Genomic DNA, 21,022 nt, shown 5'->3' on the forward strand with positions numbered 1-21,022 from the left:
ACAAGCTTGACCGAGATGCCTTCTTTTTGGAACAAGCCTTCGTTATCAGCGACGATAAGGGGCAGCGAATCTGCGTCGGCGAAAATGCCGATGCTCAAGGGGGCAGCCTGGACTTGCTGCGCTGAAGCTTGTGTAAACGGCTGAATGAGCACCGCAAGGGCGAAGATGAGAATAGCAGAAATTTTCATGATTCTTAAGGCTCCTCTCGACTCCATCTGTATATATTTTTATCGATAATGCCAAGATGGTCAAGTATCCTGTACACGACAGTGTCGACAAGGGATTCGATGCTTTCGGGCTTGCTGTAGAAACTGGGCGATGCAGAAAGAATGACAGCGCCAGCTTCCTTGAGCGTGGCCATCGCCCTGATCGATACGAGGGAAAGCGGCGTTTCGCGCGGGACTACAATGAGGGGCCAGCCTTCTTTGAGGGCGACCGCTCCAGCTCTATGAATCAGATTTGAGCATACTCCGCTTGCAAGGGAGCCCAGAGTGCCCATCGAGCACGGCGCTATTACAGTTCCATTCAATCTGAAAGAACCTGAGGCGATGGGCGCTGAAAAATCGCTGCTGTCATGCATCGTGATGAGCGCAGGGCCTCCGTCAGGCCCACCCTGGAGCCTGAGTTTTCCAAGCCAATAGCCAAGCGGCCGGCCCGTTTCTTGCAAGAGCACGCGTGCGCCCCACTGGCTCGCCACAACGTGGAGAATAACGCCCCTCGATGCAAGCGCAGACATGAGACGCAGTGAATATAATGCACCAGAAGCACCCGTGATGCAGACGAGGTAGCGCATCGCCATACATTTATTCTAGCGCAGGTAAATATCCAGCGCAACACCGCATAAATAAATAATGGGAATAATCTGGTTGAGGGTATACGCGGCAAGTTTGATGCGGTTCTGTGTTTTCTGCGCCGCGATGAGATGCTCCGCAACAAGAAGAACGAAGCAGAGCGCAAGTCCGATTGCGGCGAAAAGACCGGGGGAATCCCAGAAAAGATAGATGCTCACAAAGCCGGCGAAAGCGCCAAGGTGGCTCGCCGCTGCGATAATTCTGGCGCCTGTCTCTCCGAAGCGGGCAGGGATCGAATACAAATGCTCTTTGCGGTCGAATTCGATATCCTGCAGGGCGTAGATAATATCAAAGCCGGCAACCCAGAGCGCAACTCCAGCTGTCAAAGGAAAATAGCGCAGATGGAATGTACCCGAAATGCCCAGGAACGCTCCCATAGTGGCAGCTGAACAGGCAATGCCGAGCCAGTAGTGCGAGAGCCAGGTAAAGCGCTTTGTGTAGGAATATCCCAAAAGCAGGAGGCCCGCTACCGGCAAAAGTGCCAGACAGAGTGGATTGAGCATCGCCGCGCCCAGCACAAGCAGGGCGAGCATCGCGAATGTGAAAAGCCACAGCTCGCGAGGCGCAAGCTTGCCTGAGGGAAGATGGCGCCCCGCAGTGCGCGGGTTTTTTGCGTCGATGTCGCGGTCGATGATTCGGTTAAGGGCGTTGGCGGCGTTGCGCGCGCCGAATGCGGCGACAATGATCCACAGGAGCTTGGCGGCTGGCGGGCGGCCTTCAGTTTCAAGGAGAATCGCAGCCACCACAAAGGGAAGGGAAAACAGGGTGTGCGTGATCATGACCGAGTCGCCGATCATGCCAATGCGCTTGAGAATGCCGGGTTCAGTCGAGCTCAATGCCATACTCCTTCCAGCGCGAATTCACGAGCTCGACGATATCGAGACGCATTGCGAGAGGGTCCGGCCATTCACGGTCATGGCCTTCCTCGGGCCATTTGCGCGTCGCGTCGATCCCGAGGCGCGTGCCGAAGCGCGGCTTGGGCGAAGAATGGTCGAGCGCATCCAAAGGGCCATCCGAGAATTCGAAATCGCGCTTTGCATCGATGTTGTTGAATACCCGCCAGGCGACCATCGAAAGATCCTTGAGCGGAATGTCATCGTCGACCACTACAATCAACTTTGTGTACATGAGCTGGCCCATGCCCCAGAGAAAATGCATAACCTTGCGCGCCTGGCCGGGGTAGCGCTTGCGGATCGAGACGAGCACGCAGTTATGGAAGACGCCTTCGAGCGGCATGTTGATGTCCGTAATCTCCGGGCAGAGCTGCTTAAGGAGGGGCAAAAAGAGCCGTTCGGTCGCCTTGGCAAGGAAACAGTCTTCTTTGGGCGGAATGCCGACGATGGTGGCAGGGTAAACAGGGGTTTTACGCCGCGTCATCCGCTCGAGATGGAAAACCGGGTAGTCGTCGGGCAGGGAATAGAAGCCCGTATGGTCGCCGAAGGGCCCTTCTAGGCGCTCCTCATCCGGGTCCACATACCCTTCGAGGATGAATTCGGCATCGGCAGGGGCGAGAATGCCCGTGTCGCCGATCTCGACGACTTCGGCGGGCTTGCCACGCAAGAAGCCTGCGAACATCGCTTCCCAGATGCCTTCGGGCAATGGGGCGGTGGAGGCATAGGTGACGGCGGGGTCTCCGCCAAGGGCGACGACCACGGGCATGCGGCGGCCCTGCGCCCGGTATTTCTGGAAAAAGTGGGCGCCATCCTTGTGAATGTGCCAGTGCATGCCGGCAGTGCGGTCATCGTAGATTTGCATGCGGTACATGCCCCAATTCTGCGATTTGGTTTCAGGGTCGATCGTGCAGACTACTGGCAAGGTCAGGAACCGCCCGCCATCCTGCGGCCAGCACTGAATAATTGGCAAAGTGTCGAATCCGCCTTCATCCTTGACTTCGCGGGCGGGCGCGCGCCCTACCTTTTTCGGCATGAGCGAACGCGCGATCGGCAATCTGGATAGCGCCTCAGGCAAGGCTGAAAGCAGCGAAAAATCCCTCAATTGGCTCCAAGCCCACTGGATGAGCGAATCGATTTCGCCTGCTTTTTCGTCGAGGCTTTCAGCGCCGAGCGACCATGCCATGCGCTTTTCGGACCCATACGCATTGATGAGAAGCGGCCACCGCGAACCGCGCACATGCTCAAAGAGCAGGGCAGGGCCGCCGCGCCGCATCACTCTGTCCGCAATTTCGGTGATTTCGAGAATGGGGTCGACTTCTGCGGAAATGCGCACAAGCTCGCCTTTCAGCTCGAGAAAGGAAATGAACTCCTGTAACCCGCTATATGCCATGGCTATTCAGTATATCGGGGTACAGCGCGATGGCCAAGATATTGGGCAGATACAGAAGGATTAAGGCACAGCAACAGTGCATCGCGGTTGTCCGATGTACCGGATAGCTCTGTTATAATTATTCATCATGCTTTCAGCCCGTTTATATAGATATCGAGCCAGGAAATCAATACGATTTACGATGAAATTCTGAAAAGGAAGTGCCATGTCAGACATCATCATCAGTCTCGATAAGGTCAAGAAAGTCTACTTTCTCGATGCAGTCGAAGTGGAAGCGCTCAAGGATATTTCTCTGGATATCCATGCAGGCGATTTTGTGAGCATCGCGGGGCCTTCAGGCTCTGGGAAGACGACAATTCTCAACCTCATCGGCTGCGTCGACAAACCTACATCGGGCACGGTCGTCGTGGGCGGCAAGCGCACCAGCGACCTCGATGATGACAGCCTCACGGAACTCCGCCATAAGTCGATCGGCTTTATTTTCCAGACGTTTAATTTGATTCCCGTGCTCAATATTCGCGAAAATGTGGAGCTGCCGCTGCTTCTGGACAACCAATCCGCAGGCAGCCAGTCCAAAATCGAGAGCAAAGCTGACCGCAAAGAATGGGTGGACTTTCTCATAGAGAGCGTAGGGCTTAAAGACCGTATGCTGCATAAACCTGCAGAACTGTCCGGCGGCCAGCGCCAACGCGTCGCCATCGCCCGCGCCCTCGTCATGAAGCCTGCAATCGTGCTTGCCGACGAGCCTACAGCCAACCTCGATTCGGCCACCGGCGAAAGTATTCTTCGCCTCATGCGGCATATGAATGAGACCTTCGGCACCACCTTCATTTTCAGCACCCACGATCCGGATATCGTCGAAGAGGCCGACCACATTATCCGCCTTAAAGACGGCAGGATAATCGAGGATCGGCGCCGCAACGGCGCTTCGGCCGCACTCCTAGCGGCTAACCTTGAAACGGCGGAAGCGACGGGCACCGAGGGCGGACAGCTATGATTGCAGCGCGGCTCGCATGGGGAAACCTCGGTTTGCACCGACGCAAATCCCTGCTGATCGGGATGATCATGGGGATGGGTATTCTCATTCTCTTTATTGGCAATTCTTTTATCGATACCGCACTTTCGGGCCTTCAGCGCATGTTTGTGCAAGGGTACACCGGCGACCTTATGGTCACCGGCCCGACGGAATTCCCGACGACGGTGCTGGGCGAAACGGCGGGAAGCGAAGAGGTTCTGCCGCACATCGCGCAGATAAAGAAATATGAGGATTTTCTGGCCGGGCGCAATGATGTCGCAGCAACTCTGCCGCTATTGAGCGGGCAGGCGGCTTTCGGCATCGGCGAGACGGAGCTCGACTCTGGTTACTGTTTTGGCGTAAATGCCGATGATTACCGGAAATTTTTCCCTGACAATGTGACGCTGGTGAGCGGCGAGTGGCCGAAAGCAGGCGATGGGCCATGGGTTCTGCTTTCAGAGCCTACGCTGGCGATTCTCAATAAAAGCGCGACGAGCCCGGTGCAGCCGGGGACCCATATCATAATGACCGCCCTCGCCAACTCTGCGGGAACAGTTATCCGCGAAGTGACAGTAAAGGGCGTGATCAAATTCAACCAGAGCAATAAACAGCTTGAGGGACTTACGCTTGTAGATGCCGATACAATGAGGGATCTACTTGGTTTTGCAAGCCTGCGGGACGGAGCGCCGGTGCTGACAGGTCAGGAAGCTTCGTTTGTGAGCAATTTTGATCCGAATGCATTGTTCGAAAATCTGTTTGCGAGCGATACGACGGGGGCAGCGCCTGCAGCAGCAGCGCCGGCTTCAACTGGCCGGGAGGGGTCAGACCCCTCCATCTCTTCCAGCGCTACCAGCACTGTGCCCTCGGCGCAAGCCACTGTCAAAGCTGAAGTGGTGCCGGCATGGCAATTCCTGCTGATTCGTGTCAAACCAGGCGCCAGTTCCTCACGGCTGCTCTCCGATCTGTCTGCATTTTCGAAGCAGATTGCTGATGGCGACCGGGTTCAGGACTGGATTGCAGGCGCAGGCAAAGTTGCGCGCACCGCGGTCACAATCCGGCTGGCTTTTGACCTCCTCGTGGCTGTCGTTGCCGTCGTCGTGGTCATGATCATGATGAATGTGCTCATTATCTCGGTAAACGAGCGGCTCTACGAAATTGGCACATTGCGGGCTATTGGCGCCAAGCGGCGTGTCGTCCGGAACATGATTCTGTACGAGACTGCGTTTCTTGCCGCGATTGCAGGCGCGGCAGGGCTGGTGATCGGTTTTGTTGTCCTGCTGCTGCTGGGAAAATTCGGCATCCGAGCTCCGAATCTGTTTTTCGAGGCATTATTCGGAGGCCAAGTGCTCAAGCCGATGGTTTCAGCGGGCGCCGCGATTCGCGCATTCATATGGATTCTCGCAATGGGACTTGGCGCTTCCTGGTATCCTACCATCGTCGCGCTGCGGATCGAGCCGGTTATCGCCATGAGAGGAGACTGAATATGCGCTTGATACATCTGAAGCTCGCAGCGCGAAATGTGCGCAGGCAGCCGCACCGGACAATTGCACTCGGGGGAGCGGTAGCATTCAGCGCCCTCGTCATGACCCTGATTTCCGGCTTTGTGAATGGCATGGACTCGGCTATTCAGGATAATGTGACTCTGTATTCCGGAGGCCATGTGCTTGTTTCGGGGTATACCGTAAGCTGGAGCGGAAGGCTGCAGAGCCGCTTTGCCGACGAAGCGGTAGCGAATATCGTGCAGAGTGCGTATCCCGAAATTCGCACTGCATCACCGATTTCGCAAACCCGCGCCACTGTGGTATTCGGCTCGCGCGAAGTGCAGCTTAGCCTGCGTGGCGTGGATTGGGGAAAGGATGAGCTCTATCACAGTTCCCTTATTCTTTCGAAAGGAGACTGGAAAAGCCTTGCGGCTCCCCGCACGATGCTCATGAGCGCACAAACAGCAGCTCGTTTCGGGCTGTCGACAGGCGATGCGGTGCTGGTACGGCTTTCTACAGCTTCCGGCCAGCAGAATGTTACAGATTATACGGTTGCAGCCATCTACGATGATGGCGCAGCAGGGGGAATGAGCACTGCATTTGTCGCTTTTTCCGATCTCACGGCAGACCTCAACATGAAAGAGCATGAACAGCAGGCGATCGCTATTTTTCTCAAGAACAGCACGAGCGCAGAAAACGCAGCGCAGACTATAACCAAAGCGCTTTCTGAAAAAGGATATACAGTCAGTCGAGGTGCTGCGCCGACATCTGGTGCATTATCTGCATCTTCTGAATCCTTTGTGTCATCTGTGGTCGGGTCCGGAGCGGCTGGGACAGCTGCGACGGGGACAACGACAGGCACCGCTGCCGGATCATCCGGAGCTGGAGCCAGCCGCCGTGCCGCTGCTGGCACTGTTACCTATTATGTTTCTACAGTGCAGGAACTTGCAGGAGAGATTAGTTCTGCCCTTGGTTCCATCCGATGGATCGGCTATGCGGTATTTGCGCTTATGCTCATTGTGAGCGCAACCGGAATTTCCAACTCGTACCGCATGGTCTTGCTGGAGAGGACCAAGGAAATCGGCATGCTCCGCTGCATCGGATACAAGAAAAAGGATGTGTTTTCGTCATTTATCGCGGAAGGGATTTTGCTTGCGGGCGGAGCAGCGCTCGTAGGGGTCATACTTGGCCTGCCGGTCGGGTTTGGCATAGGGCTTGTTCCGTTCAATCCGCATGGAGATTTTGGTACGGCATTGGTGCAGGGGCATTTGAAGTTTGTGCCTTCGATTGGCCAGCTCGCTTTGATACTTGTATTTGTGACGATCGTGGCGGTTGCTGCGGTCTTTTTGCCGGCAAAAAAAGCGGCAGACGTGGTGCCTGTCGAGGCACTGCGTAAAACTGCGTGACAAGGAGCATCGTATGGTGAACATGCAAAGAAGAATGACCAGCAAGCTGAGCCTTGTGCTCTTCGGTCTTGTGTTAATATTCAGCGCGAAAGCGCAAGGCGCTCCGCCGGCAGGTGGCGGCCAGGGGGGCGGCGCTCCGATGGGCGGCATAGGCTTACCGCTGGGATTCCTTGAGCAGAACAAGGATTATCAATTCCCTGATGATATCACTAAATATTCAGCGACTGACTTCCTCATGCTGGTCAGGCGAACCGATATCCGTTCGAGTTTTTATGATTCAGATATGACCGCGACGATCACCACTGTCAGTGTGAGCCCCGACAAAGGCACATTCGTGCGGAAAGAGCAAATTTTCAGACGCGACAAGGACGACGCTTTCCTTATGCTTACGCTAGAGCCAGAATCGCGCAAGGGCCAGGGCATGCTCCGCGTCGACAATAATATGTGGCGGTATGACCCGACCAGCCGCAAGTTCACCCACACCACCCTAAAGGACACCTACGAGAACTCGACCGTGCGCAACAACGATTTCCGCCGCTGGCAGAGGTCAATCGATTATTCTGTGGAAAAAATCACGACCGGTACTCTTGGCAATTATACGGTAATCATCGGCGAGCTCAAGGCCAATAACGATGAAGTACCCTTCCCTTATATCCGGATGTATATCGAAAAAGACCGAAAGATAGTGCTGAAAGTCGAGGAATACAGTCTTTCGATGAAACTGTTGCGCACTGCTTATTACACGCAATATGTGCAAATCGGGAATTCCTTTGTGCCAACCGTGCAGATTTTCCAGGACGGGCTCATCCCCGAAAAGCGCTCGCAGGTAACATACACCGATATTTCGACCAAGCCGGTTCCCGATTATTACTTTACCAAGGAATATCTCGAGAGGGTGAGCCAATAGGAGCCATGGAATGAAAGCAAGAAATCGGCCTGTTTCGATCGCTCTGGCTGCTGCTGCGTTGCTGGTGCTCTCTGCGGGAGGGCTCTGGGCGCAGACTGGAACCGCGCCGGCCAGCCAGACCCCACCTGCGGCTATCGACGAAAATGCGCTCTTTGGCGGCCCGAAAGATATCGTCACGGTAATCGATCCGAATGTCGCGGCTACAAGCGTGGTCCAGCTCGTGCAGGATACCAAGACGTACCCGGTTTTCCTAATCAGCGGCACTGCGGGCGCTGGGCTCTTCGGAAATTATACGCCGGTGGGTGCTGCCTCCACAGACCCGCAGAAACTCTATGGTGCTGTTAATCTCTCGGGACTCGAATTCGACTATTTGCCTACAAAGAGTCTCCATTTTTCGGTATCGGCAGACCTACTGGCAGTTCCATCGGAAATACTCTCCGCTTCTGTCGGAGCGTATGCTGATCTCCGGGCGAGTGAGCTAGTGCGCTTGTATGCAGCAGGATCCTTTGATTATGACCCGAATGCGTATCTTTCGACGAAGACCTATGCGACGCCGACCTTCAGCCTCGACGAGCTTTTTGTCGATACAGAGCTGGGGAAGAAGGTTTTCTTCCGGCTTGGCAAGCAGCGCATCAGCTGGGGCGTGGGGTATTGGTATAAGCCCTCGGATGTGCTCAGCCTTTCGGCAATCGATCCCGATAACCCGACTGCAGCGCGCGAAGGACCATTTGCCTTCAAAATCGATATGCCCATGAAACTCAACCATGCGATGCTTTATGTCGTGCCGCCGATCAATGGCGATGCAGGCTCTTTTTCCGCGGCGAGCAAATATGATCTTGTTGTAAATGGCTGGGAGTTGAGCTTTGCAGGTTTCGGGCGCACTGACATGCTGGCGCGGCCACGCGGCATATTCACCTTTACTGGAGCGATTGGAGCCTTCGATGTCTATGGCGAGAATGTCATTCTGTACGGTTCCGATCGCACCTATGTGCAGGAATCATCGACGGCTCCTGGCACCTACGAGACGTACCGTGTGGAGAATATTCCCTTTGTGCAGTCGACGCTGGGCATAAAATATTCCTTGAGCAAATCGAACGGGCTTTCGTTCTCCGCGCATGTGCAGGGCTACTACAACGGCACAGGCTATGCGGATTCGACAATTTTGCAGAAAAGCGCTGCCCGCACTGCAGTCGAGCACAGCGCTACATACCAACCGACTGACCTAACGCAGGCTGGCATGTGGTACCTTGCAGGGTCGACATCTATTTCAGGGCGTTTTGGCGAAGGCAGAAATCTGACGGTGGTAACGGCATCCGCCTATGCGCTTACCAATTTTTCCGACAGATCAGTGCGATTCAATCCACAGCTTTCGGTGCAAGTGGGCGACCAAGGCGGACGGGCGACTCTTACTCTTTCCGATTTGACCGCGATTGGCGCGCTCTACTCTGAATATGCTCCGAATGGCAACAAGACTACCCCAGCGCTCACTTTGACTGTCTTCGATAAACTGAGCCTGCAGGCCTCAGTGCCGATTACGCTGGATACCGATTTTTCGATCAAAAAAGTGCAGACTGCATTCAGCGTATTCTGGAATGCGGTTTCGTACTGAGCCCGGAAGGGCTACAATTGAATATGGCAGCGCTCGCTTCCCGAGAAACGAGCGCTGGCTTGGCCAAGGAGCGCCAGCCAAGGAGTCTATAGTGTTACGAACCTTGCATATGCCTTTCTCAGAGCCCTGGCTACTCTTGGTGGGGTAATGCATTCTTGCTACGCATTTGAGTAGCTGATCAAAATATGCAATCTTCGTAACACTAGCCAAGGAGTCCGAATGCACGGCAGAATCTTGATTGTTGAAGATACAAAAGAGCTTGCGGAGCTATATCAGCTCTATCTTCAAAATGAAGGTTTTGAATGCAGGCTCGCCTTCGATGCAGAGAGCGCATTGCCACTCGCCAGTAACGAGGAATGGGACCTCATTGTCCTCGACCTCAATCTGCCGGGTATGGATGGCTTCGAGTTCCTTGAGCGGCTCAGAAAGATAAAATCGACGTCTGTGATGATCCTTACTGCTCGCGAAGCTGACGAAGATGTGATATTCGGCCTCGGCGTCGGTGCGGACGACTTTGTCACCAAGCCATGCCCGCCCAAAGTGCTCGCCGCGCGCGTGCGTGCCCATATCAGACGGGTGGTCGCACTGCAGACGCGGCAAAATGGCGCGATTGTGCGGTTCGGACCATTTGAACTCGATATAGAAGGAATGTATCTCACGAAAAACAGCGAGCCTGTAAGCCTTTCCGCCCGCGAATTCAACATTCTCAAAGAACTTGTGATGCACCCCGGCAAGCCGTTCACTCCAGAAGACCTCTATGCACATGTCTGGGGCCAGGAATTTGGCGATATCAGCGCGGTCGCCGTCTACATTCAGCGGCTGCGCAAAAAACTCGAGGATGACCCAGCAAATCCCTACTATATTCAGACGCAGTACGGCATGGGGTATCGCTTCAACCCCGAAGCATTTGCCGAGGCACGCCCATGAAACTGAAGCTCCGCACGCAATTCGCAATACTGACAATTGCGGTTACGTTATTCCCGATCGCGTTCGGACTTTGGTTCTTTACGGGTCAGCAAGCGAAACGCGACCCCCGCCAGCCGACGCAGCTTTTTCTGAGCGAAGTCGCCCAGCTGTGGAGCAAGGACAAAAATCTCACATTTGCAGATATCCGCGACGCCGGCGAAAGAGCAGAGCTTCCTATAATCGATGCCGCCCTCATCGATGCGGACGGAACGGTTCTCGTTTCCTCGTTCAAAGGTCTTCCTGCAGGCAGCAAATTGCAAGTTGCAGATCTGGCTCGCCCTCCTCTTATGCCACAAGGCAAACCAGGTCCGGAGCTGAGATTCCTTCCCGTTGACAGCAATGTTACAAAAAGCCCGCTTCTTTTGTTCGATATTCGGCCTTTTTGGACGAGAGAAGACGTTCGCAATAGAAATTTCATGCTGATATCGAGCTTTGCGCTGGGTGCTTTTCTTGTTGCGGGCCTCATGTCGCTACTCATTCTGAGATCGACAAATACAGCGATCAAGAATCTCATCGACGATACCACAACGGTGGCGAGCGGAAAACTGGATCACGAAGTAAAAGGGAGCGGAGCGGAAGAATTGCGTTCGCTTGCGGACAGCATAAACCACATGCGTATCACTCTGCGCGACATGATCTCGCGCCGGATGAATATGCTCATTGGCGTGAGCCATGACCTCAAGACGCCAATCGCACTCATCCAGGGCTACACCGATGCGTTAGCCGACAACATGGCTTCCAATGAAGCAACGCGCCAGCATTACCTCGAGATTATCCGCGAAAAGAGCGCCCAGCTCGAAGACCTTGTGTCCGATCTCATCGAATTCATGAAAATCGACGACCTCAATATGCCGATGGAAACAGTGGATTTAGGCTCTTTCGTACTTGCGCTGGGAAAGCGGTTTGAGGAAGACGCGCGCCTTTTGGGGCTGGAATTTGTCTATGGTTTCGGTTCGGCATTTTCGAAAGAGCCGCCTGATGGAGCCCTGGCCGATGCCGCGTTGCGCGGTGTACCGCATGGAGCCGCGCCTTCCAGCGCTAGGCAATCCAGCGCCGCGCTGCACATCAAAATGAATAGAATGCTCGTCGAGCGCGCTATTGAAAACCTGGTGTCGAACGCATTCAGGTATACTGGGACGGGGGGTAGGGTCGAGTTTTCCCTGCAGTTCGATTCGGGCCAGCCAGTGCTGGTGGTCGCAGATAATGGCCCAGGCATTCCGGAAGAGGAATTGCCCTATGTGTTCGATGCATTCTATCGTGGAACGCATTCACGGCAGGAAGCAGGGCATGGACTTGGCCTTACGATTGTCAAATCGATTGTCGATCTGCATGGATGGGAGATCGAGGCGCACAATCGGACCGTGGACGGTGCCGCCATCGGGGTCGCTGCCGGCAGCGCCGCTTCGCATGGGCTTTTGATTGCAATACGGATGAAGGCCGCGCTGTAAGCAGCAACCTGGAAGCGCGGTCTGGACCAAGATGGTTCGCAGCTATGAAATAGCATGCGCGGGGCCTCAGCCCAGGCGCATCGATGGCCTCAGACTTCGGGTATTTTGCATGCGCGCTGCGGTCGACCAGAGCCCGAGCGCCGGATTCTGCACAAAGAAGAATGGTTCGCCGTCGCGCGTGGAGTGGGAGCCCGTGAGCCTGCCCTGGGGCGTGTAGCGCTGGAGGGCTTGCCCCAGGTCGGCCCACTGGTAGCCGACGGACTCGATTTCTTCTTTGCTGACGAGCGGGCCAGGCGCGTAGGTGATGCGGAAGCGGCCTTCGCTTGAGCCGTGGATGAGGTGGGCGGCGGCCGACAGATTGTCGGCGAGGGCGGGCTCGCGGGCGACGAGGGTTTGGATTTCGGTGCTCGGGCGATAGCCGTAGCGGCGAATCACTGTATCTATGTTCGGGTCTTCGCCGAAACTCCGCAGCCCAGGCGCGAGGATCAATAGTTCTCCCCCGTCTGCCATCGCCATGCGCAAGCGGTAAATCGACTTGTTGCCAAGCCAGGTACTGCGATATTCTTCGGGGTCGAGCCAGACCACTGCTTTTTGTATTGGCTTTTCGAGGAGCTGAATGTTGACGCGAGCAGAAAGGGCGGCCGCCTCTTCGAAGCAGCGTCTATCCTGGCTTGAAAAATAGCCGCGCAATGCGAGCGAACTGTCCTCAGCGCTCCCAATTACGGTCAGAATCCAGGTGATCGGCGGCAGCTTCCCCGCGGCCAGGCTCAGCCCCTCGTCGAACAGCGCCCGCACCGGCGTATCCGCCCGCCCCATAATCCCTTCCATGCCGCATACCGCGCCAAGGTAATGACTGCGGTCTATCGCCTCCTTGCCGCCAGTGCCGACGAAAATATTCTTTGCATGGTTGGCCATCCCTGCGACCTCGTGTGGGACGACCTGTCCCACCGAAAAAATAAAGTCGATGTCGCCCGACGTAAGCAGCCGGTTCGCCTGGACGGGGTAGGAGTATCGTACCTTACCGTTCGAAATTTCGCTCACCCGTTCTTCCGGAAGGCGACCGAGCTCGACGACATCGTGTCTCCAGTCGTGTACTTTGAAAAGCTGCGAAGGCGAGCCGGGATACATGTGCGCGCGTTCTTCTTCTGTCATTGCGGAATGAGTACCGAGCGCCGGCAGTATGGCTGCGACGCGCGGGCCGAGCTTCGCAACAAGGGCGTCTGTTATCTGTCCCGCGCGAGAATGAAAGCGGGTGATGTCCGGCGGTATGATGAGGATGCACTTTGCCAGCAGAGCTCCTGATGCCTCGATGGTTTTGTCGACAAGTGCTTCCAGTTCGCTGTCGCTGATGCTTCGATGCAATTGTATTTCTGATATATGCATACTACGCTCCTGTTATTTCGGGGTGCGCTAGGCTGGAATCTCCGCGCGGTGCGCCGCTCCGGCGCGCGCTGTGCTCTGCTCAAGGATGCCCCGCACCGGCGTTGCATGGCCAGTTTTCGATGCTCTTATCTATAGAAACAGCTCGCCGGCCAGCCCTTGCCTAGTGTTACGAAGATTGCATATTTTGCTCAGTCACTCAAATGCGTAGCAAAAATGCATTACTCCAGCAAGAGCAGCCGGGGCTCTGAAAAAGGCATATGCAAGGTTCGTGACACTATACAACCCTTGCGCAGCCCGCACCATGTCGCCATTATATAAAAAATATCGCTGGAGGAATACGGACATTATGAAACTTTCACGTTTTTCCATAGGAACAGGCGACCGCTTTGGCATGGAAGGCGAAGCACAGATTGGTGCATTCCAGCAATTGCGCGAGCACGGAGGCGAGGCTGACATCGTCTGGAACAAGAGCAATCGCGAGCATGTCATCATCGGTTCGACGCCTGCGGATCAGGCCAAGGCCGCCGCAGAGGCAGTTAAGCACGCAGGCTGGAACGGGAATTGGTTCGTGGATGCCGACCATATTTCACTGAAAACCGTCGACTGGTTTCTGCCGCACTGCAACTTCTTCACCATCGATGTTGCGGAGACGATCGGCAAACAGGCTCCCGCGGATGCCCGCGCTGCGTACCTGTTACGCGCTTCCTTTCTCCTTAAGGAGGGAGCCGCGCCGATCCCCGTAGCGAAAGCAGACCTCGAAAGCGTTGCGGACAAGTTCCTCGCCGCTGTCCTGGAAGCGGGTACCACCTATCGCTACATCGCAGCGCGCAAGCCCGCGGGCTCATTCGTGGTCGAGCTTTCGATGGATGAAACCGACGCACCGCAGACCCCCGCTCAGCTCGCCGCGATTCTTGTCGCAGTCGCAGCCGAAAAAATACCGCTTGCTACGATCGCGCCGCGCTTCCCCGGCAAGTTTCTAAAGGGAATCGATTATGTAGGCGACCCTGCCGAATTCCTTGCCGCCTTCGAAGCGGAAACGCGCGTTGTGCTCTGGGCTTCGAGCGCGTTGGGCTTGCCTGAGGGGCTCAAGCTTTCTGTCCATACAGGAAGCGACAAGTTTAGCCTCTATGGCGGAATCCATGAAATCGTCACAAAGCTGGGCGCAGGACTGCACCTCAAGACAGCAGGAACCACGTGGCTCGAAGAGATTATCGGCCTTGCCGAAGCTGGAGGCGAAGGGCTGGCAATTGCGAAACGCATCTATGCGACCGCCTATGCGCGCATCGATGAACTGACCGCGCCATACGCCAATGTTGTCGAAATCGACAAGGCGCGTCTGCCAAGCCCGCAAGCGGTCGCTTCCTGGGACTCAGATACATTCATCCGCGCGCTCCGGCACGATCCAGGTTCCACTGCCATGCAGGCAGACTTGCGCCAGCTTATGCATGTGGCTTTCAAGGTCGCCGCAGAGATGGGCAGCCAGTATACCAATGCCGTACGCGCCCACCATGCATCGGTCGCCCGCAATGTGCAGCACAATCTTTATGCGCGGCACCTGGCCCCGATTGTTCTAGGAAGCACCAGGCGTTTGTAATAATGCGGATCGGATTACGCAAAAGAATGCGCGCCAAATTTCGAAGCAGGATGTGCTGATGCAAAAGCCGCATGCCGAATCGCTGAAATCCTCAAAGCGCTTTCCGAGACTGGGCATTCGCGGCAAAATTCTGGCCTGCTTTTCGATTGTGCTCGCATTTTTTCTGGGGCTCGCTGTGGTGATGCAGAATGAGTCCATCCAGCTTTCCCGCGAATATGGCGTGAATCTTTCGAGCTACCATCTCGTGCATCGATTCCGCCTTAATCTGGCGAATTTTCATGGCTTGACGGATCGCTATCTGCGAGAGCCTTTGTCAGCAAATCCTGAATTAATATATAATGGCATCGCCTCGCTTAACGCCCAGTATGCTGAACTGCTGCCTCTCGAAGACTATTCAATTCATGCAGGATTCGAAGTTCGCGCGACCGGGTATGGACTGGATGTCTATCTGCCTCTTGTTTCGAGAGCGGTGGGGCTGAGAGCCGGAGGGTCTCCGGATTATTATCAGGCTTTCGTAAAGGCGACGCGGATACAAGGCTATATTGATGTCTATCTCAACAGGTTGCTCTCCGAGCTCATGCAATCAGGAGAGGAAACCTATGCGAAACTCTCGCGCCGATCGGAGATTTTGAACAAAACAATTCTATTATCGATGATCATCGCGAGCATCCTTGCTGTCATTGTCATTGTGCTGGTGACCGAAGCGATCACCGCACCGTTGCGGAAGCTCGCAAAAGAAGCGGAAAAGCTCGCATCCGGCGATCTCGAAGCTGGCATCGTCGAAGCGCATACAAACGATGAGGTCGAGACCCTGGCGCGCTCATTTGCTTCAATGGCATCGAACATCAGAGCAATGGTGGAAGGGCTCAAGGAAAAAGCCGAGCTGGAGCGGCTTCTGCACGAGGAAGAGCTTGCCCTCGTCAGCATGGGCAAGGCTCTGCGCGAAGCTCAATTCATGAATCTGCAAGAACAGATGAAGCCGCACTTTCTGTTCAATGCTCTCAATACGATCGCCCGAAGCGCCTTGCTGGAACGAGCCGAACGGACCGAATCTCTGGCTCTGGGGCTTGCCAGGCTTCTGCGCGCGACGATCAAGGACAGCGGTGCATTGTCTTCTCTCGAAGAAGAAATTACGCTTGCACAAGCATACATAGAATTTCAGCATGCGCGCTTCGGAGATCGCTTGAAATGGAAAATCGACGTGCCTTCTGCGCTGCAATCCCTGAAAGTTCCCCGTCTGATGATTCAGCCGCTTGTAGAAAATGCTGTGCGGCACGGCCTGGAACCGAAGGTCGAGGGAGGCACTGTGTATATCAAAGCGCGCAGGAGAAACACTAGTCTCATCCTGTGGGTGCTCGATGATGGTGTCGGCATATCCAAAGAAAAACTGGAAGAAATCCGTGAGCACATTGTCTTTTCGCTTGAGCTGAAAAACAGAAAGCCGGAAGAACTGCCTGTTCCGACCGATGCTGAACTCCCTAACAGCGATCCTGGTGAATCAGAAAATGAGCTTCTAAACGGAACCGGGATCGGGCTCGCCAATCTCGCAACCCGGCTTGCAATTCTGTATTCCGGGCAATGTCGCTTTGATATACAGGCCGACAGCGACAAGGGCACCTTGGTGCGCATCATGATACCGCTCGGAGCAACGACATCATGATACGGATCCTGATCGCCGACGATGAAGCGCTTGAGCGGGAAGCGATATCGCACATTTTGCGGCATATTCATCTCGAAGAAGAATGCGTGGTGGATCAGGCGGTCAATGGTTACGAAGCGCTCGAGGCTGCAGAGAAATATGAGCCTGATATTGCCTTTTTGGATATCCGCATGCCGGGAATGGATGGCCTCGAGGTTGCTGAACGATTATCTCGGCTTGGCAATCCGCCGTTTATCATCATGGTTACCGCATATGATTCGTTTGCGTACGCGCGCATGGCGTTGCGGTATGGCGTGCTCGATTATCTCCTCAAGCCTGCATCAAGCGAAGAAATCGAGGCAGCTGTGCGGAAAGCAATCTATCAGATTCGCCGCCGCAGGGAAGAGGCTGCCCGCCGCGCTGAAATGCATTCAATTGCAGCGGATATGGAACAGATCGCTCGCATGAACATAGTTGATCAGCTTGAAGCCGGTTCGGTTGCCGACAGCGATGTCACGCGCCTCGTGAAATTGCGCTTTGGGACAGAGATGTGGAGCTGTGCCGCGATCGTTGCCGGGGCACGAGATGGTTCCTCGAGTGCGTCGCTATCTTTGGCGCTGCTCGAACAACATAGATTTCTGAGCGGTATTGCCGAGCGCCATCTTGCTTCCGATCTCGGTATTCCTGAAAATTTGCCATCTCTTTTTTTTGCTGGTTCTGGAGAGCGAATAACCTCTATGCTTCTCGTCGCGCCATTCCTCGATGAAAAGAGATCTGCGGAGAGCGAGCCACATGCGGCATTTCATGCATTCCAACACATCCGCAGCCGCCTTGCACAGTTTCGGTATCGCTGCATTGATGCAGGGGCTGGGGATCTGCGGTTTGGCGCATGTGTTTCTGATGCGGGTCTGGCGAGCGCTGCGCTTGCGGCAGCCAAAGCAGCATTCAATCTGACAGCCGCAGAATGCCCCATTCTCGTGTTGAGCCCGATGCCACTCGCCCATGGCAGAGAAGCCGCTGCTGCGGGCTCTCTCGCAGGGCGCACAATTTCATGGCTGCAAGATCATTTTATGGAAAGTATCGGACTAGCCGATGCGGCGGAATATCTCCATGTGAGCCCTTCGCATCTCTCCCGCATGCTGAAAAAGGAAACAGGCATCGGCTTCGGCGAAATGCTTGTGCGAACACGCATTGCTCATGCAAAAAATCTGCTTGCAAATGGCATACCAGCCAAAGAAGCTTCATTTCTTGTCGGGTTTCGCGACCAAAGCTATTTCACGAAGGTTTTCATAAAAGTCGCAGGCGTCTCTCCTTCTCGTTATCTGGATTTAGGTAGGTAGTCGAGCCAGATATAGCCATAAGAGCATAAAAATACCAGCATTGCGCATCAAATTGCCACACACAAATTCAGAAAATTCCCTGTAGCATAATAAAATAGCAGGTGTTCTGCACATGTAAACAAATCTTTAGTTACCCCAAGGAGGTTAGAAAGATGAAAAGAATGCACAAAGCAGCGCTGATTCTGATGCTGATTTTGGTACCAGCCATGCTGTTCGCGCAGGCCAAGCCAATCGTCCTGAGACTTGCCGAAACCCACCCGAAAGGCTACCCCACAGAGCTGGGCGATGAGGAATTTGCCCGCCTTGTCAAGGAGCGCTCTGGCGGAAGGATTGTCATCGAAGTATATCCAGGCTCCCAGCTTGGCGAGGAAAAAGCCGTCATCGAGCAGGTGCAATTCGGCGCGATCGACCTCACCCGTGTGTCGATCAGCCCGCTCGCAAGTTTCGTTCCGAAGCTCAATGCCTTCCAGATGCCCTACCTCTACAGAGATTCGGATCACATGTGGAAAGTGCTGAAAGGCGATATCGGCAAGGAACTGCTTGCCAGCCTTGAGCCGTTCGGATTTATTGGCCTTGGATGGTTTGACGGCGGAGCGAGGAGCTTCTACAACAGCAAAAAACCGGTCCGTACGCCAGCCGATCTCAAGGGCCTGAAGATCAGAGTTCAGGAGAGCGAACTGATGATGGGCCTTGTGAGGGCTTTCGGTGCCGTCCCGACCCCGATGCCCTATGGCGAAGTATACTCGGGCCTCCAGACTGGTGTTATCGACGGCGCGGAGAACAATCCCCCTTCGTATTTTTCTGCCAGCCACTATGAAGTCGCCAAGTATTACACGCTGGATGAGCACACCATGGTACCGGAAATCATCATCGGATCCAAGATCTCCCTCGGCAGGCTTTCCAAGGCCGACCAGGATCTGATCAAGCAGGCCGCCTTCGATGCAATCGACTATCAGCGCGCCCAGTGGGCAGCATATGTAAAACTTTCCATGGATAAAGTCATCGCTGCCGGTTGCACGATTATCCCCGTTCCAGACAAGACCGAGTGGATAAAAACCGTACAGCCGATGTACAAGACCCAGAGCAAGGAAATTCAGGATCTTATCGCGAGAATCCAAGCTGTCAAGTAAAACACTGCGTTCGAGATTTGGCCGCGCGGGACGCTGCGCGGCCTTTTATGTTGCGCCTTGACTGTGCCTTTCCTATAATCGATATATGCTTGTGATCGTTCTCCTTCTTGAGGTGTGAAATGAAAAGAACGCTGATTACTATTGTGACACTGATTCACATCCTGCTCATAAACCTTTCCAAATTGATGATTGTCGCCATGCTGCTGCTGGTATTTGCCAATGTCGTGCTGCGCTATGTGTTCAACTCCGGCATTTATTGGTCGGAAGAAATCGCGCTCGTCCTAGAGGTGTGGTTCATTTTTCTTTCTCTGGGGCTCGGCGTCAAACACCGCCTTCATATTTCCATAAATCTGGTCAAGCGGGAATCGATGCCAGCTTGGCTCAACAAAGCACTCGACCTGCTCGCTGATATTGTTTTTATTATCGTCGGCGCAGTAATGGTTATCTATGGCATACGGCTGACGCAATTTACGATGCGTTCGATAATGCCGGCGACCAAATGGCCGGCTGGAATTCTCTATCTTGTGCTGCCGCTATCCGGATTTGTTGTCATTGTTGAAGCGCTTTTTCATATACTTGGCTACAACATGTTTGATGAAAAAATTGACGCATACCTTTCCGGCAAAGGCGGAAAGCTTGGAGATATCTTCAGGAGCGAATCATGACCGATCCAACTATTGCGACCGTCATACTTATGGGCGGTTTTGCGCTGCTTATGGTTTTGCGGGTACCGATCACTTTTTCGCTCGCATTGGCTTCCATTGCGACAGCGACATACCTCAATATTCCGCTTATGGCGATTGTTCAGCAAATGGTGCAGGGAGTAAAATCCTTCTCGCTGCTTGCTATTCCGTTTTTCATTATCGCTGGAGAAATGATGGGGCGGGGCGGCATAGCCTTGAAGCTTATTAACCTGGCGAATGTCCTGGTCGGCCGAATCCGCGGCGGGCTCGCTATGGTCAATGTGGTTGAGAGCATGTTCTTCGGCGGCATTTCCGGTTCGGCTGTCGCGGATGTCGCCTCGACCGGCACGATAATGATCCCGCTCATGGAAAAAAGTGGCTATGATGACGATTTTTCAGTTGCAATTACGGTAACAAGCGCAACTCAGGGCATCATCATTCCGCCAAGTCATAATATGATTATCTATTCGGTGGCTGCAGGGGGCGTGTCCGTTGGCCGGCTTTTTCTGGCGGGCTTTGTGCCTGGCGTAACGCTCGGGATCGCGCTGATGATTATCTCCTATATTATTTCAATCAAGCGCAATTATCCGAAAGAGAAAAAATATTCTTTCAAGGAAGCGGTGAAAATATTCGGCGATGCGTTCCTGGGGCTCATGACTGCGGTCATCATCATGGGCGGTGTTGTTTCGGGGGTCTTTACCGCGACAGAGTCCGCAGCAGTTGCAGCCATTTATGCCTTCATCATCACTTTCTTCGTTTATAAAGAAATCCCTCTCAAGGAATTCAAGGGAATTCTCTACAGTACTCTGAAAACCTTAACGATGGTCATGGCGCTGATTGCTTCGGCGAGCGCTTTCTCATGGCTTATGGCATATCTGCGTATCCCCGCAATAGCGACTGAATTTCTTATTTCCATTACGAACAATAAGATACTGCTGCTGATGCTCATCAATGTGCTTCTGCTGCTTCTGGGGATGATCATGGATATGGCGCCGCTCATTCTGATTGTGACGCCGATTCTGTATCCGGTGGTAGTCGGCAAGCTGGGCCTCTCGCCGATTCACTTTGGCATAATTCTCATGATAAACCTTGCGATTGGGCTGTGTACGCCGCCTGTTGGTTCTGCGCTCTTTGTAGGGTGCGCGGTCGGCAAGATTTCCATCGAAAAGGCTGCAAAAGCAATGATACCTTTTTACTTCGTTATGGTCATCGTTCTTTTGCTTATCACGTACGTGCCGCAAATCACCATGTTTGTGCCAAATCTTATCATGCCGGGCGGTTGAGATG

18 protein-coding genes are annotated in these 21,022 nt (G+C 54.3%); 13 read left to right on the top strand and 5 right to left on the bottom strand.

The features are described from left to right. The 4 genes from GAP13_RS09015 to GAP13_RS09030 all read right to left on the bottom strand — a co-directional run. On the bottom strand, positions 1-188 hold a 188-nt coding region (locus tag GAP13_RS09015; protein ID WP_222126187.1), incomplete at its 3' end, for a hypothetical protein. A gap of 5 nt (positions 189-193) precedes the next feature. Beyond that, positions 194-799, bottom strand: a complete 606-nt coding sequence (locus GAP13_RS09020) for a UbiX family flavin prenyltransferase (RefSeq protein WP_241864327.1) — start codon at positions 797-799, stop codon at positions 194-196. A gap of 9 nt (positions 800-808) precedes the next feature. Beyond that, entirely contained in the window at positions 809-1,687 is an 879-nt protein-coding gene (locus GAP13_RS09025; RefSeq protein WP_158908002.1) for a 4-hydroxybenzoate octaprenyltransferase, read from the bottom strand. After that, a complete protein-coding gene (locus GAP13_RS09030) occupies positions 1,674-3,134 on the bottom strand; it encodes a menaquinone biosynthesis decarboxylase (protein ID WP_158908003.1) in 1,461 nt (486 codons plus the stop codon). The genes GAP13_RS09025 and GAP13_RS09030 overlap by 14 nt, the downstream gene beginning before the upstream one ends. 205 nt (positions 3,135-3,339) lie before the next feature. On the opposite strand from GAP13_RS09030, the gene GAP13_RS09035 reads away from it, so the two are divergent. The 7 genes from GAP13_RS09035 to GAP13_RS09065 all read left to right on the top strand — a co-directional run bounded on the left by GAP13_RS09035 (position 3,340) and on the right by GAP13_RS09065 (position 11,966). Then, entirely contained in the window at positions 3,340-4,131 is a 792-nt protein-coding gene (locus GAP13_RS09035) for an ABC transporter ATP-binding protein (protein WP_158908004.1), read from the top strand. Beyond that, positions 4,128-5,630, top strand: coding sequence for an ABC transporter permease (locus tag GAP13_RS09040; RefSeq protein ID WP_158908005.1), 1,503 nt, complete (start codon positions 4,128-4,130; stop codon positions 5,628-5,630). Before GAP13_RS09035 ends, GAP13_RS09040 begins: the two co-directional genes overlap by 4 nt. A gap of 2 nt (positions 5,631-5,632) precedes the next feature. Then, positions 5,633-7,036 carry an ABC transporter permease gene (locus GAP13_RS09045; RefSeq protein WP_158908006.1) on the top strand — a complete coding sequence of 468 codons (1,404 nt, stop codon included), beginning with the start codon at positions 5,633-5,635 and terminating at the stop codon, positions 7,034-7,036. A 13-nt stretch (positions 7,037-7,049) separates the two neighbouring features. Continuing rightward, positions 7,050-7,943 carry an outer membrane lipoprotein-sorting protein gene (locus GAP13_RS09050; protein WP_158908007.1) on the top strand — a complete coding sequence of 298 codons (894 nt, stop codon included), beginning with the start codon at positions 7,050-7,052 and terminating at the stop codon, positions 7,941-7,943. A gap of 10 nt (positions 7,944-7,953) precedes the next feature. After that, positions 7,954-9,552 carry a hypothetical protein gene (locus tag GAP13_RS09055; protein ID WP_158908008.1) on the top strand — a complete coding sequence of 533 codons (1,599 nt, stop codon included), beginning with the start codon at positions 7,954-7,956 and terminating at the stop codon, positions 9,550-9,552. 219 nt (positions 9,553-9,771) lie between these two features. Continuing rightward, the gene (locus GAP13_RS09060) at positions 9,772-10,479 is read left to right on the top strand and encodes a response regulator transcription factor (protein WP_158908009.1); all 708 of its coding nucleotides are present in this window, start codon (positions 9,772-9,774) and stop codon (positions 10,477-10,479) included. Beyond that, positions 10,476-11,966, top strand: a complete 1,491-nt coding sequence (locus GAP13_RS09065) for a sensor histidine kinase (protein WP_158908010.1) — start codon at positions 10,476-10,478, stop codon at positions 11,964-11,966. The genes GAP13_RS09060 and GAP13_RS09065 overlap by 4 nt, the downstream gene beginning before the upstream one ends. Positions 11,967-12,032: 66 nt before the next feature. Here GAP13_RS09065 and GAP13_RS09070 read toward each other — a convergent pair whose 3' ends face one another. Beyond that, positions 12,033-13,349, bottom strand: coding sequence for a nickel-dependent putative hexonate epimerase (locus GAP13_RS09070; RefSeq protein WP_158908011.1), 1,317 nt, complete (start codon positions 13,347-13,349; stop codon positions 12,033-12,035). Between the two features lie 301 nt (positions 13,350-13,650). On the opposite strand from GAP13_RS09070, the gene GAP13_RS09075 reads away from it, so the two are divergent. From GAP13_RS09075 to GAP13_RS09100, 6 genes are all read left to right on the top strand, one after another. Beyond that, complete coding sequence (locus GAP13_RS09075) at positions 13,651-14,943, top strand: tagaturonate epimerase family protein (RefSeq protein WP_158908012.1); 1,293 nt, start codon at positions 13,651-13,653, stop codon at positions 14,941-14,943. A 58-nt stretch (positions 14,944-15,001) separates the two neighbouring features. Then, a complete protein-coding gene (locus tag GAP13_RS09080; RefSeq protein ID WP_158908013.1) occupies positions 15,002-16,603 on the top strand; it encodes a sensor histidine kinase in 1,602 nt (533 codons plus the stop codon). After that, entirely contained in the window at positions 16,600-17,922 is a 1,323-nt protein-coding gene (locus tag GAP13_RS09085; RefSeq protein WP_158908014.1) for a response regulator, read from the top strand. The genes GAP13_RS09080 and GAP13_RS09085 overlap by 4 nt, the downstream gene beginning before the upstream one ends. Before the next feature lie 152 nt (positions 17,923-18,074). Beyond that, positions 18,075-19,052: a TRAP transporter substrate-binding protein gene (locus GAP13_RS09090; protein ID WP_158908015.1), complete on the top strand. Its 978-nt coding sequence runs from the start codon at positions 18,075-18,077 to the stop codon at positions 19,050-19,052. Between the two features lie 119 nt (positions 19,053-19,171). Continuing rightward, positions 19,172-19,717: a TRAP transporter small permease gene (locus GAP13_RS09095; RefSeq protein ID WP_158908016.1), complete on the top strand. Its 546-nt coding sequence runs from the start codon at positions 19,172-19,174 to the stop codon at positions 19,715-19,717. Continuing rightward, complete coding sequence (locus GAP13_RS09100; protein ID WP_158908017.1) at positions 19,714-21,018, top strand: TRAP transporter large permease; 1,305 nt, start codon at positions 19,714-19,716, stop codon at positions 21,016-21,018. The genes GAP13_RS09095 and GAP13_RS09100 overlap by 4 nt, the downstream gene beginning before the upstream one ends. The last annotated feature ends 4 nt before the right edge of the window (positions 21,019-21,022 follow it).

Source organism: Rectinema subterraneum (assembly GCA_009768935.1).
In the GTDB taxonomy this organism is placed as follows: Bacteria; Spirochaetota; Spirochaetia; order Treponematales; family Rectinemataceae; genus Rectinema; species Rectinema subterraneum.